This is a genomic window from Streptacidiphilus sp. MAP5-3, assembly GCF_041262505.1.
Taxonomy (GTDB): domain Bacteria; phylum Actinomycetota; class Actinomycetes; order Streptomycetales; family Streptomycetaceae; genus Streptacidiphilus.
Genome location: NZ_JBGCCL010000003.1, coordinates 443409 through 456361, shown reverse-complemented (window position 1 = coordinate 456361; position 12953 = coordinate 443409). Strand labels below are relative to the sequence as shown.

At 68.0% G+C, this 12953-nt stretch carries 17 protein-coding genes and 1 tRNA gene; 11 read left to right on the top strand and 7 right to left on the bottom strand.

The genetic code is table 11. The features are described 5' to 3' along the window. On the bottom strand, positions 1-452 hold a 452-nt coding region (locus tag ABH928_RS08540), incomplete at its 3' end, for a DUF2252 family protein (protein WP_370063778.1). 374 nt (positions 453-826) lie between these two features. Between ABH928_RS08540 and ABH928_RS08535 the strand changes: the two genes are divergently transcribed. Beyond that, positions 827-1444 carry a hypothetical protein gene (locus ABH928_RS08535; RefSeq protein ID WP_370063776.1) on the top strand — a complete coding sequence of 206 codons (618 nt, stop codon included), beginning with the start codon at positions 827-829 and terminating at the stop codon, positions 1442-1444. A gap of 250 nt (positions 1445-1694) precedes the next feature. Next, positions 1695-2153: a potassium channel family protein gene (locus ABH928_RS08530; protein WP_370063774.1), complete on the top strand. Its 459-nt coding sequence runs from the start codon at positions 1695-1697 to the stop codon at positions 2151-2153. A 78-nt stretch (positions 2154-2231) separates the two neighbouring features. On the opposite strand, the gene ABH928_RS08525 is transcribed toward ABH928_RS08530, so the two are convergent. The 6 genes from ABH928_RS08525 to ABH928_RS08500 form a co-directional block, all read right to left on the bottom strand. Then, complete coding sequence (locus ABH928_RS08525; protein ID WP_370063772.1) at positions 2232-2879, bottom strand: GAP family protein; 648 nt, start codon at positions 2877-2879, stop codon at positions 2232-2234. 673 nt (positions 2880-3552) lie between these two features. Next, on the bottom strand, positions 3553-4875 hold the full coding sequence (locus ABH928_RS08520) for an acyltransferase family protein (protein WP_370063770.1): 1323 nt from the start codon (positions 4873-4875) through the stop codon (positions 3553-3555). Positions 4876-4947: 72 nt separating this feature from the next. Further along, positions 4948-5343, bottom strand: coding sequence for a hypothetical protein (locus tag ABH928_RS08515; RefSeq protein WP_370063768.1), 396 nt, complete (start codon positions 5341-5343; stop codon positions 4948-4950). A 798-nt stretch (positions 5344-6141) separates the two neighbouring features. Next, positions 6142-6221, bottom strand: a tRNA-Val gene (locus tag ABH928_RS08510). A gap of 33 nt (positions 6222-6254) precedes the next feature. Further along, on the bottom strand, positions 6255-7505 hold the full coding sequence (locus ABH928_RS08505) for a hypothetical protein (RefSeq protein WP_370063766.1): 1251 nt from the start codon (positions 7503-7505) through the stop codon (positions 6255-6257). Between the two features lie 20 nt (positions 7506-7525). Next, positions 7526-8038 (bottom strand): helix-turn-helix domain-containing protein, encoded by a 513-nt coding sequence (locus ABH928_RS08500; protein WP_370063764.1) that lies wholly within the window; start codon positions 8036-8038, stop codon positions 7526-7528. Positions 8039-8250: 212 nt separating this feature from the next. Between ABH928_RS08500 and ABH928_RS08495 the strand changes: the two genes are divergently transcribed. The 9 genes from ABH928_RS08495 to ABH928_RS08455 all read left to right on the top strand — a co-directional run bounded on the left by ABH928_RS08495 (position 8251) and on the right by ABH928_RS08455 (position 12731). After that, positions 8251-8457: a helix-turn-helix domain-containing protein gene (locus ABH928_RS08495; protein WP_370063762.1), complete on the top strand. Its 207-nt coding sequence runs from the start codon at positions 8251-8253 to the stop codon at positions 8455-8457. Further along, positions 8454-8726: a hypothetical protein gene (locus ABH928_RS08490; RefSeq protein ID WP_370063760.1), complete on the top strand. Its 273-nt coding sequence runs from the start codon at positions 8454-8456 to the stop codon at positions 8724-8726. Before ABH928_RS08495 ends, ABH928_RS08490 begins: the two co-directional genes overlap by 4 nt. 89 nt (positions 8727-8815) lie before the next feature. Further along, a complete protein-coding gene (locus tag ABH928_RS08485) occupies positions 8816-9181 on the top strand; it encodes a hypothetical protein (RefSeq protein WP_370063758.1) in 366 nt (121 codons plus the stop codon). Beyond that, positions 9178-9420 (top strand): hypothetical protein, encoded by a 243-nt coding sequence (locus ABH928_RS08480; protein WP_370063756.1) that lies wholly within the window; start codon positions 9178-9180, stop codon positions 9418-9420. Before ABH928_RS08485 ends, ABH928_RS08480 begins: the two co-directional genes overlap by 4 nt. Beyond that, complete coding sequence (gene bet / locus ABH928_RS08475; protein WP_370063754.1) at positions 9417-10463, top strand: phage recombination protein Bet; 1047 nt, start codon at positions 9417-9419, stop codon at positions 10461-10463. The genes ABH928_RS08480 and bet overlap by 4 nt, the downstream gene beginning before the upstream one ends. Continuing rightward, positions 10460-11002: a hypothetical protein gene (locus tag ABH928_RS08470; RefSeq protein WP_370063752.1), complete on the top strand. Its 543-nt coding sequence runs from the start codon at positions 10460-10462 to the stop codon at positions 11000-11002. The genes bet and ABH928_RS08470 overlap by 4 nt, the downstream gene beginning before the upstream one ends. Before the next feature lie 66 nt (positions 11003-11068). After that, the gene (locus ABH928_RS08465; protein ID WP_370063750.1) at positions 11069-11416 is read left to right on the top strand and encodes a hypothetical protein; all 348 of its coding nucleotides are present in this window, start codon (positions 11069-11071) and stop codon (positions 11414-11416) included. Then, entirely contained in the window at positions 11413-11799 is a 387-nt protein-coding gene (locus ABH928_RS08460; protein WP_370063748.1) for a hypothetical protein, read from the top strand. The genes ABH928_RS08465 and ABH928_RS08460 overlap by 4 nt, the downstream gene beginning before the upstream one ends. After that, positions 11799-12731 carry a hypothetical protein gene (locus ABH928_RS08455; RefSeq protein ID WP_370063746.1) on the top strand — a complete coding sequence of 311 codons (933 nt, stop codon included), beginning with the start codon at positions 11799-11801 and terminating at the stop codon, positions 12729-12731. Before ABH928_RS08460 ends, ABH928_RS08455 begins: the two co-directional genes overlap by 1 nt. The last annotated feature ends 222 nt before the right edge of the window (positions 12732-12953 follow it).

Below are 12953 nucleotides of genomic sequence, written 5' to 3'. Positions count from 1 at the left end.
CGCTTGACGTCCCACTCGAAAGGCCCGGGAAGGGTCTCGTCGAAGTCGTTGACGTCGAACACCAGCCGCCGCTCCGGTGAGGCGAACGCGCCGAAGTTCGACAGATGCGCGTCCCCGCACAACTGGACCCGCAGCCCCGAGGCAGGCGTGGCAGCCAGATCCGCCGCCATCGGCAACGCAGCCCCACGGTAGTACGTGAACGGCGACACCAACATCCGCCCGTGCCGAATCGGCACCAGCTCCGGCACCCGCGACGCCGCCTGCCCCAGCAACAGCCCAACCGGATCCCGCGATCCGCCCGGCTCGAACTCCGCATGCGCCTCCAACGGCACCCGCTCGCGAGCATCCTTCCCCAACGCCACCCGGTCAGCGCGACTCACAGGCTCCCCCGCCGCCCGAACCGGACCCCGGGAGGACCCCCGCGCACCAGACGTTCCACCTGCCACACCCATGGTTCGTCACCGTCCTGACCACTCCCGTCCGGCCACAGCCGCATGGGCCACCGACCGGCAAAACGCCACAGATAGTTATAGATACACCTATTCCGCCCAAACAATGCCAAGCCGGGGCGGCGTACCCCGAAGGGTTGAGCCGTCGCCGCGGTCGTGCAACCAGTCCGTCCGGAGACGACGCGCAGTAACGACGGCCATCGCCCCCTCTCCTGCGGCTGGGGGACGCATCGGCGTGGTCGGAGAACCGGCGCGTCACTCGCGTGAGGTCGTAACCGACGTGGTCAGAATGGGGCATGGCATCAGGCCCGGACCCGGTCGCTCCGCCCCCGTCGACGCCGGTCCAGGCCTCTGAACGCGGCGAGCACTGGTGGCCGGTGGCGCTGGCGATTCTGGTCGCCACGGCTCTCCACGTGGCACTGCCCGCGCAGTACCGAGTGAACCCCTCCTGGGTCGTCCCGGTCGTCATGTTCGCACTGCTGGCCGCACTGATCATCGGAGATCCCGGCCGCATCGATCGCCAGAAGCCATGGCTGCGAATCACGACCAGTGTCGCCATCGCCGCCCTGACGGTCGCGAATCTGATCGCCGCCGGCCGCTTGGTGGCCGACATCCTGACCAACAACAAGCTGTTCGCCAACAACGCCATCGCGCTGCTGGCCACCGGCGGAGTGGTCTGGGCGACGAACGTGATCGCCTTCGGGCTGTGGTTCTGGGATCTGGATCGTGGTGGTGCTGCTGCCCGCGCGCACCAGCCCTATGCGAATCCGGCGCTGGTGTTCCCGGAGATGCTGCACACGGACTACGTGCCCACCACCTGGGTGCCGATCTTCGCCGACTACCTCGTGCTGGCCTTCTGGACGGCAACTGCATTCAGCCCCACCGACATCTCCGCGATCAAGCGGTGGGCCAAGCTGATGATGATGACGGAAGCGGTGGTATCCGTCGGGATCGGAGCGCTGGTGATCGCTCGTGCGATCAACATTCTGCAGTAGGAGCCGTCTACCTTCCGGAGACCGTCGGGGCTCAAGCTCAGGGAACCAGCCGACCGGTGGACACACGGAGCATCGCTCGGTCCCCGGCGCGGACGCCGTGGTGGCCTAGGCTGAAAAGCGTGATCTCAACGCCGAGTCCTGACGACGGCCACGAGTGACCCAGTCGACGTACCAGAGTCTCCCCAAGGGGGAGCGGCGCAGGCTCCTGGCCCGCGCCGTGCTCCGTCCCACCTTGTTCTCGACCTGCCTCGTGGCGCTCTACTTCGTTCTCCCGCTCGGGGAGCGTACTACCGCCAGGACCGAGTTCCTGATCGTTGTCGGCCTTCTGGCAGTAGGTATTCTGATCGCCTTTCAGGCCCGCTTGATCTCACGCTCGCGCTACCCCCGGCTCCAGGCCGTCGAGGCATTCTCGCTCTCCGTGCCCCTCTACCTCCTGCTCTTCTCGGCAGCGTACTTCCTGATGGCGACATCCCAGCCGAGCGCCTTCACTCAGCGCCTGACCCGGCTGGACTCGCTGTACTTCACCGTCACCGTGTTCAGCTCGGTCGGCTTCGGAGACATCGCTCCCCGTTCCGAGCCGGCCCGGATCGTGACGATGATTCAGATGCTCGGCAATCTGCTGGTCGTCGGCTTTGCGGTGCGGATCCTTCTCGGGGCCGTTCAGGTCGGCCTGCAGCGACGAGCGGGAGGCGACCCCAAGAGCGATTGACCCGCCGAGCCGATCGCCACGGGTCGCACAACCAACCCGGCGTCACGCCGGAGCCCGGCCGTGGCGAGCAGAGCCGGTTCAGGTGACGAGTTGGTAGATGCTCTTGCTCACCAGCCACAGGCCCACCAGGACGGAGATCCCCACCACGGCCTGGTCGGTGTGGCTGTCCAGCCACACACGGAAACGGTCGAGCTTCTGGCCTGCGGCCTGCGGAGCGAATGCCGTGTACAACTCCATCGCGAGGATGCTGGCGGTAGCGAGCAAACAAAAGCCCATCAGAGCCAGATACGAGCCGATGCTGGACACCTTGGCCTGCACGACGACTGCGGCGCCGGCCGCCACCATGCCCCAGGGCTGCAGAAACACTCCGAATCCGGCTGCCGTCCAGGCGGACACGTCGTGAAGACGCGCCATCCAGGTCGCCGGTTTGCGCGGTTGGCCGACTGTCTTTCGTCGTTTGTACTCGCCGAAGCCGATGAGGGAAAGGCCGATGGCCAGCTTGACGGCCTCGGCCCCGGTCGAGGGTGCGGTGTGCGGCTTCGGAGGTGTACCGCCCGTGCCCAGGAGCACCAGCGCGACTACCACAACCAGGCAGGCCAGCCAGGCGAGGACGAAGGCCAGGCCCTTCCGAACACCGCGATGCGCGGTGAGGATCAGGATGAACGCGGTGTTGTGGAGGGGACCCAGCGTGATTGCCACGCCGATGACGAAGAGGTCGAGAAGCATCGAAGACGAGCTCCCTGGGAGAAGCAATCGGTGATCCCGCTGTCAGCTGAAATCCGCCCGCAAGACGCGCTGGACGTCTCGGCCGACCTGAGTTGCTCCGACCGCGCAGGCCGCCAGGACCGCCCGCGGTCAGTCAGCATCCGGCGACCTCGAGCCGCGTAATCGGCCGAACCCCGGACAGCGGACGCGATGGCGAGCCATGACTTCACTCTGACGGCGTCTGCTCGAACCCGCATGTCACGGGCAGGTACACGATCGCCGAAGGGTGCGGTTCGTTTCGGGTGACGGTCATTTTCCCCACGCAAGCCCCTGACCTGCAACGATGCAACATGTGGGGCATCTGAGCTGCAAAAATCACTCTCAGTAGATCTCGTTGCTACTCGACATTTCTCAGCCTCATACGTGCTGATTCCGTGCCGCTTCGCCCGCGCCGCCCCCTCGTGGTGACGGCGGGGGCCGCGAGACCTCGCGACGCTTCTCGTTGCCCTCATCGCCATATGTGCGCATCTGTACTGCCATCAGGTGGCACAGGCCACAGCTTCAAGGGCTTGTTCAGAACTGATCCGCCTGCGACAGAAAGTCACGTGGACAAGACCGCGGAGCAGCAGCCGAAGGGAGCTGATGCCGACACAACGGTGTGGCAGCGGCGCCCCTCGGCCGCTCAGCCGTCCGCTCAAGAACCCGTCGGCTGCGCCTGTGCGAGGTCCGCAGTCCGGGCTTTGCCACGTTGGCTCGCCCAGGTGGTGAGGCGGCGGCCCAGGCGCTGGGTGGGGAGCTCGATCAGGCGGTGTCCGGCGTAGGCGGTGGCGAGCACGATCGCCAGGAAGACGGCTCCCCACACGGCTTGCTGGAGATGGGTTCGGGGGTAGAGGTGGTGCTGGTGCAGTTCCTTGGACAGGCAGAGGTAGACAGGCCAGTGCACCAGGTAGACGGCGTAGCTGACGGTGCCGAGCCAGCTCAGGAAGCGGGGGATGCGCTGGTTGCGCAGCAACAGGCCGAGGCCGAAGAGCAGCCAGGCAGCGGCGATCGCGCCGCAGTAGGAGGCCGGCCCGGTCCAGGTGGCGCCGTAGGTGTCGTAGAGGCCGCCGGACACCAGGCTCGTGGTGATCACTGCGACGCACGCCAGGACCCCCCACCAGCGGCGGATCTGGCCGTGCTCGGCGCGATAGATCACGGTGCCGGAGAACATGGTGGCCAGGATCGTCATGGAGTCGAAGCTGGCCAGTCCGCTGTTCATGGTCACCAGGACCAGGCCGAGGACCCCGACTGCCAAGGCGCCGATCCGGCCCAGGAGGGTGGCGCCGGTCATGATGCAGACCATCGCGCCGAAGACGACGACGAGGGTCACCACCAGCACGGTCTCCATGTGCCCGTGGGCGCTGAGGATACGGACCGGCATCGTGGTGGCGAACGCGAGCGCGAGGGCTCCGAAGACCAGCGCGATGGGGGCGCTGCGTCGGTGCAGCCGCAGCGTGAAAAGCGCGGAGACGAGGAAGTAGAAGACCATCTCGTAGGAGAGGGTCCAGGAGACCTTCAACCCGTTGGCGGTCCCGAGGAGTTCGGTGAGCAGCACGCTGTTGCCGCCCAGGGTCTGCCACGGGTTGGTCCGCCAGCTGCCAGCCACCGCCTGCAGCGACTCCGGCAACAGCAGTCCGCCGACGACCACGGCTATGAAAAGCGGGTATATCCGGAAGAACCGGCCTATCCAGAAGGTGCGCAGGTCACCGCGGCGTTCGAGTGAGGCGGGGACGATGTATCCGCTGACGAGGAAGAACAGGGTGACGCCGAACGTGCCAGCGTCGACATACCGGTCGGTGAACGCGTAGAGCTGAGGTACCCAGGTAGGGCCGGTGTGCCGATACACCACCGCCAGAGCCGCCAGCCCGCGCAGTGCATCCAGCCAACCCAGTCGGGCCGACGCCTTGGGCTTCGCGCCGTCGGCGGGTGCGTGGTCAGCCCGCGGGGGGCTTTGGAGTGTGCTGGATGCCTGTGTCACCGGGCGAGACTATGCGCGGTGTCAGGCGCGGCCAAAATCGCTCACCCGGGTAAATGCCCTGCTTGGTGGGGGTTAGCGGAAAATATCGCGCCTCTGCTCGGCCAGCGGCATCGTCGCCGTGTTGTAGCCCTGCGAGCCGGACTGCGCGAGCCCGTAGCCGAGCGCTCCGCAAAGGACGGGTTGCGCAGTCGACGCCGGTGAACTCGTCTCAACCCGACCGGCGGCCCGGTCAACGACCTCGGCAGTGACCGTCAGCGCGTCGTTCGCGTTCTGCTCATGCAGATTGATCTGCCGGGTGGAGGAGTCCCCGGCAGTGACCAGTTCGCAGGAGGTCCACAACTTGAAGGACACCGCCACGCCCTGAGTATCCGTAACGGTTGACTCTGTATCGAGCGGCAGCTGGTCCGTACACACTCGCAACGTCGGGTCACTGGATTGGAACACCAGCACCCCATCGGAAGCGGTCACCGGGGCCGCACCAAGCGTCGCCTTCACCTGATACGGCGTTCCCGTGTACAGGGCAGGCGCCTGCAGCGAGACCCCCGGGCAGAGCAGCGGCCACGGCATCGACCCCGGACGCGAGGCAGAGCAGGCACGCCATCGGCGTCGCGAACAGGCGTGGAACAGAAGAGAACAGACGCATCGGACGAGACCTTCCAGCGGCGATAGCCCCCAACGGTGAGGCGCCCCATCCGCATTCGAACGACTGACAGCGCCGTGATCATTAGAGCCGAGGACCATCAAGCGCACAGGGTCAGCGGGTCGCGCAGGCGCGGTCTGTCGCGTCGCGTGCCAGCGGTGCGGACACGGCGCCGCAACGCCGCCCTACTCGGGCGCGGGGCCGCCGGGCCGACCACTGGGGCCGGGCACACATCTGCCGCGCGTGATCACGCCGGCCATACCGCCGATGCACACTCACGGCTACCGACCCGACTCGGCACCATGCGTTCGAAATCCGTGCCGCATGCGCCACCACTCCCCGAGAACCGCCCTGAGCTGGACCTTCGGCGCTACGCCAAGTGGATGAGTCACGCTCAACGAAGCAGATGTCACACGGGGCGCCATTAGCGACGCTGACCTGCAGCTTTACCGAACGGCAGACAACCACCCCGTCGAATGCCGCTTTTGAGGAGCTGATGTCATGCCGCGCTGAAGTGTGCCCTGAACTGCGGAAATGAGAACCAACGAACATGACGGGGAATCAGAGGGAGAGCGGGATGCCAGACAGCCATGTCCGATTCATTCTAAAATTTTGTCCGTTTTAAGTGGGCACAGACGGATTCGAACCGCCGACATCTGCTTTGTAAGAGCAGCGCTCTTAAAGCCTCTACCTGCTGCGGAACCCCGAAAAGTAGATCATCCGGGGGAGATTCGGGAGATCAACTCTCCCACACCGTCTTCCACCCCAGAGCGACCATCGCCTTCTGGAAGATGCCCTCCAGGCCGTCCAGCCGAACCTGCCGCATCTCCGGCGTCGGATGCTGGTAACGACCCTTCATCCCAGGGTACGCGTGCCCGGCCTGCTCATGCTCCAGAATCGGCGCCACACCGATCTGGGCCTGGAACGTGTCGTGCGTGTGCCGCAACGCCCGCATCGTCGCACCCGGCATGATCGGATCCCAACCCTCGCGCGGCGCATGCCCCCTGGAGGCCGGAAGCGGCTCTCGGCCGTCGAAGACCGGATCCATCACCTGCCGCCCAAAGTTGCCGCGGCGCCAGTGCTTGCCGCCTTTCGTGCAGAACACGTAGCCGAACTTCACAGACTCCAAGTGCTCGCGCAGCAGCTCGGCGAGGAACGGCGGCACGTCGATGTCCCGGTTCGACTCCCGCGTCTTCACCGGCTCCAGGACCACACGGATCGGCCCCTTCTTGCCGTCCGGGTTCCGCTCCTGGTACTCCGCCACCTCCTCGCGGATCTGGAGGATCGGGCACACGAACTCCCCGCCGTCCCACGCCTCGCGGCGCTCTCCCAGGACGCGGTCGCGGTGCAGGCCGAGGCTCTCGCCCCAACGCATCCCGGTGAACGCCGTCGTCAGGATGTGCATCCCGTCGCGCCGACCTGCGCGGCGCGCGCCACGCAGCACCTGCTCCGGCGGCACCCAGAGTTTCGTCTGGTCCTTCGCCTGGATCTCGACCTTGGCCGCGGCCGTGCGCCGGCGACGGCGGCCGAACAGCGGGTTCACCAGAAGGTGCTTCGCGTCCACGGCTCCCGTGAGGATGCTCGACATCAGCGACAGCGCGTGCGTCGCCGACACATCGTCACACTCAAGGCCGTTGGCCCAGTTCTCCGCCTCGAACCAGTTGATCTGATCCAGCGGCACTGCGTCCCACCGAGGGAGGATGTCAGCGTCAAGGCGGGCCCATCGCCTGGTCGTCGTGTTGCCGCGCGGAGCCTGCTCGGCCATCCACTCCCGCGCCCACTCACCGAACGGCTTCTTCGACAGCTTCGGGTCGATCCAGCGGCCGGCGCGGACCGCAGCCTCCTGCTCTTCGGCGAAGGCCTCGGCCGTGCGCTTGGTAGGGAAGCCCTCGACGGAGTCCCACTTGCCATCAGGGCGCTTGTAACGGGCGCGCCAGGTGACCTTCTTGCTGCCCTTGGCCTCGCTCTGTCGCTTCTCGGCGTACGCCATGGCTCCCCTCCTGGCGGGGCTCAGCGCTCCTCGGTGGGGTCCTCCCCATAGAGATCGCGAGCGATCCGGGTGAGGCGCACCCAACGGTGCATGATCAGGTCCATCTTGTCTTCTGGGAGTTCCCGGTCACCCTGCTTGATCATCATCACGAGCCCGCTGTCTGAGTCGTCGTCGATCGGGATGAGCTCGGTGTCGATCACCTCGCCGCCCGTGAGGGCTCGGCGGATCCGCTGCGGCGTGCCGCTGGGCATGCTCGCGCTCTGCGTTGCGCTCGGCGAGGGCGCCTCGTCGGCTCGGAGTGTGGGCTCGCCGCCCTCGAGGACCTGCTCGATGCTGCCGCGCGTCCAGCCGAGCTGATAGGCGACCTCGCGGTGGATGGGCTGGATCTTCGTGTAGGTGGTGCGCGGATTCTCCAGCTTCTGCACGGTGCTGCGGCCGACGTTCATTGCCTCCGCGAGCTCGTCTTGGGTCAGCGGGATGGCCTCGCGGCGAGCCGCGATGGCTGTGGCGAGAGCAGGCCAGGCGTGATCCATGGGCCCATGATGCCTCAGATCCGTGCGACACGGTGAGTAGCTATCAAGCCGCCTGACCTGCGTAACAACCTTCTTCGCACTTCACTCCTGTCGCATCGCTCACATGTCATGCGAATGGCGCTTTTACCTCGTGCCATCTCAGCATACATTCCGGGCCCAGAACGTAGGCAAGAAGCTTGCAATCCGAGCCAGCGGCGTGCTTACATCAGCTGGTGACACCGAACGGCACCGCAATCTACGAGTTCCGCAAGGCTCGGAATCTGAGCCTGCGCACGACGGCGCAGCGCGCAGAGATCCACCACAGCTACCTGCGCCGCATCGAGCGCGGCGAGTCCGCCGGAAGCCCCCAGGTCATCCGCCGGATCGCCGAGGCACTGGCGGTGCCGCCAGCAGCGATCAATCGAGAGGAAGCCCCGTGACGACGCGCAGCAAGGCGCCGCGAGACCCGCTCCCCGAGACCGCCACCAACCTGACTGCCGAGGAGCGTCTGCGCTGCTACACGCCGGACGAGGTCGTGGAGTTGAAGCTCCTCCGCGTCTCGGCGCGGTGGCTCAAAGACATGGCGTACAAGCGTGCGATCCCGCACACGAAGGTCGCCGGGCGCATCGCGTTCCGCCTCGACCACATCGCGGCCATCTCCGCCGCCGGTGACGAGCCCGTCATCGCCTTCGGCCGCCGCGCCGCCTGAGAAGTAAGGCGGGCCACCCGCCGGCCTGGACCGCCAGCGAATGGCCCTGACCAAACCCGCATCAACTCTGAGACACCAGAGGAGCAGGCATGATCACCGATCAGCCTACCGAGACCGCCTCCGCCGAGCGCAACGCGCGAACCGCCTTCGCGTCGCTGACCGCATTCCTCGACGAGTACCCGCAGTTCGACACTGAGCCGCTCTCATGGATGGTCCGCAGCGGCGCGGTGTACGTCGACACCCACTACCTGCACCCCGACGGCGAGCGCATCGTCGCCGACCTGGCGACCGCTCTGCACGCCACGGTCCGCAAGGGCCGCGTCGAGAAGCAGGATGCCCCCGACGTGCGCAGCTTCGCCTGCGACGCCGTGTTCGACGGCACCCGCTGGTCCGTCGCCGGGTTCGTGCGCTTCGCCCCCGAGGACGGCGAGACCGGATCGGCCGAAGCCGCATGAGCAGCATCGACGCCCACACGCCGCTGTCCCGCCTGGCCAAGCGCATGCACGTCGACTTCGTCGACCTGGACCGCGAGATGGCCCGTCTCTGCCGCGCCTGGGGAATCCAGCGCGTCATCGCGCAGGGCGGAGCCCGCGGTCCCGAAATCACGCAGGCCGCCGTCACCGCCCTTCACCAGGCGCTCGGTATCCGCCCCAGCACCGCCCGCCGCACCACCCCCAAGGAGTCCCGCGCATGACCGCCGAGATCGTGAAGTCGGGCGGCGCGCTCGCCATCCGGCCCGAGCAGACCGAGTGGACCCCAGAGCAGGCCGCCGTCCTGCGCCAGTCCGGCATCAGCGACGAGGTGACCGCTGCCGAGCTGTCCGGGTTCCTGCACCTGTGCCAGCGCACGCAGTTGGACCCGTTCTCCCGGCAGATCTACCTGATCGGCCGCTACGACAAGCGTGAGCAGCGGAAGGTATTCACGCCGCAGACCGGCATCGACGGATACCGGGTGATTGCGCACCGCGTCGTCGCCGAACGCCGGGAGAACTTCGGCTACGAGGACACGCAGTGGTGCGACCAGTCGGGTCGCTGGCGAGACGTGTGGCTCGACCAGGAGCCGCCCGCCGCCGCCCGCGTGACTGTAGTCCGTAACGGGCACCGCTTCCCCGCGATCGCGCTGTATCGCGAGTACGTCCAGACGGGCAACTACGGCCCGCAGGGGCTATGGGGCAAAATGCCCGCCGGACAGCTCGCGAAGTGCGCCGAGGCTCTCGCGCTGCGGAAGGCGTTCCCGCACGACCTCGCCGGGGTGTACACCGCGGAGGAGATGGCCCAGGCCGACAACCCGGCCCCGGCTGAGCAGCAGCGCCCTCCGCAGCCCGCCGCCAACGCTCCGCGCTCCGGGCCGGAGCAGAAGATGGCCGAAGACGCGGCGCACACCCTCGATCCAAACGTGGTCCGCGAGCTGTACCGGGTGGGCGCGGCCGAGCAACTGCTCACCGCACAGGTGATGACGCCTCTCGGGACGATGGCGCTGGGCGACTACCTGATCGACCGGGGTCAGCAGCTGAGCGCGGCCGCCTCGCAGCAGCCCGCGGCCTCCGCCGAGGACGACATCCCGGACGCCGAGCGCGCCGCCGCGCTCGACGAGCTGCGCGCGGCCGCGTCAGTGGTCGGACTCCGGCCGGAGGACCTGGAGGACGGCTTCGCGACGCAGTACCGCCACAGCACCGCTGAGGGCACGGTCGAGGAGCTCCGCGCGCTGACTCAGGTGCTCACCCGAGGTGCCGCATGAGCCTCAAGGACGACGTACTTCTCCAGGCCACCCTCGCCGCACTCCACGACACCATCGGCGAAGAGCTGGCCACGGTGAAGGCCCGCGTGGACACCGGGCTCGCCGAGGCCAAGAAGACCACGGGCACGCAGAAGCTCGGTGCGGAACTCCCGGACGGCACCGACGTGGCAACCGTCACCTGGGTCTCACCCGCGGCCGCCGCCACGGTGACCGACGAGAACGCCTTCCGCGAATGGGTCCGCCAGCATCACCCGGACCAGATCCACGCACGCGTCGTCGTCGAGGTCCGCGAGGCGTTCGCTAAGGGGCTGCTCAAGGAGATGACGGCAGCCGGCGTCGCGCAGTGGTGCGACACGGAGACAGGCGAGGTTCACACCGTGCCGGGCGTCACGTTGGTCGGCCGCCGTGCGTACCAGCGCCTGCTGTTCAAGAAGACCAACGGTCGTGAGGTCGGCAAGGAAGCGATCGTCTCGGCCTGGCGTGAGGCGCGGGCCGCAGTTCCGGGCCTGGCCCCGCAGGCGCTTCCCGCAGCCGAGTGACCCGGGCGGCCGCCACCACGCGGCCGCCCCACCCCCCAACTCACCTTCCACCACGAAGGAGCCGAGATGTTCGGCAAGAAGCACCGGCACCGCGCCGACGACCTGGCAGACCGCCTCGACACCGCACACCAGACCATCGAGCAGCTGAAGGCCGATGTCGCCACGGCCGAGTTCAACCAGCGGACCGCGATCGACGCGCGCGTGCTGGCCGAGAGCATCACCGCGCAGCAGCGCGGTGAACTCGTGCGCCGCGCGGGAACGATCCTGCGCCTCCGCGAGACCAACACGGCCCTGGAGAAGCGGGTCGCCGAGCTCCAGGCCGCCAACGAGACCGCATACACCGACCTCGCCTCCCGCTCCGGCGCCAACGGTGAGGCCGGCATCCCGCGCCAGCGCGAGGACGGTGCCGCATGAACCTGTTGGACCGTCTACTCCCGGGCACGGGCGCGCGCGGCCGCACCTACTCCGTGTGGCTCGCGATGCAGGAGCGCGTCGCCGACATGGACGACCAGGATCGGCTGATCGCGGATCTGGTCCGGCAGCGCGACGACGCCCTCGCCATGGCCAGCGCGGCGGCCGCGCAGGTCGAGGAGTTCCGCCAGCGGGTCAACGAGGCCGAGGCCAACGCCGAGCGTGCCCGGCGCGACGCCGAGGACGCCCAGGCCGAAGCCACGCGGCTCCGCGCGGAGTTGGCCAACGCCACGGCCGTCAGCGTGTCCATGTACACCTCGGACGCCCCGACCGAGGAATTCGAACTCCCGCCGGTGGTCAGCCTGATGGCGCGAGGAGCCGCGTGATGGCCGCCGGACTGCTGGAAGTGCACCCCACGGGGCAGGCCACCAGCAAGCAGATCCCGCACGGCACCGTCTCCGGAGCCAAGTACCACAAGTGCCACTGCCTGCCCTGCATGGACGCCGCCGCCGAGTACCAGCGACGTCGCAACCGCCGCCAGGGCTACGGCACCTGGCAGCCCCTGATCGACGCCGCACCCGTCCGCGCCCACATCGAGCAGCTGCACGCCGAAGGCATGGCCTACGAGCACATCGCCACTGCGGCAGGCCTAAAGCTGCCCAACCTGAACCGCATCCGCGGCGCGATCCCCAGCAGGCCCGCAACACAGCGCGTCCGCCACGAGATCGCCCAGCGCATCCTCTCGGTCCGATACACCGTCGACGCACTGCCGGACACCGCGTGGGTACCAGCAAGGGGCACCCAGCGCCGCATCCAGGCGCTGCGGGCACTGGGCTGGCCGCTCCACGAGCTGGCAGCCCGGTGCGGCCTGAACCGTCATTCTCTGGTCGCCGTCGCCAACCAGCGCGTCGTCTACGCGGCAACCCATCTCGCGGTCCGGTTGCTCTTCGAGGACCTGCACGACCAGGACCCGATCCGGCACGGCGTCCCGAAGTGGGTGGCCATGCGGATCCGCCGTGAGTCCCGTGCCGCCAAGTTCCCGCCGCCGCTCGCCTGGGACGACATCGAGGAGGACGGCGCGCCTGGGCCCGGGCCGTGGAAGTTCGGGTTCGCGACGCCGGAGGTGGGTGAGGTGAGCGCCGCCCTGCTGGAAGACGTGCGCGAGCTCGCGGACCTCGGCATCCCGCGCGACCAGATCGCGGCCCGCCTCGGGCGGTCTTGGAACTCGATCACGACCGCGTTCAACCGTGCCGGGTTCTCCGTCCCCACGCCCGCGGGCAGCGACGACGAGCCGCATGCCAGCGAAGAGGCGGCGTGAGGCTGTCGTGAACTGGCGCGATGGATCGCACTGGGCGCAGGCCGAGGCTCCGTGCCGGTTCTGCCACGAGCCCACGCACCTGCGCGACGACTATCGCCGCCCCGCCCACAAGGTCTGCGCCGAGGACCACCCAGCGCAGACCGCCGAGCCGCCGAGAAGGAGCAGAGCCCGTTGACCTTAAGCCGCCCGCCGCCGCGCCGCTCTCAGCAGCCCCGCGCCCTC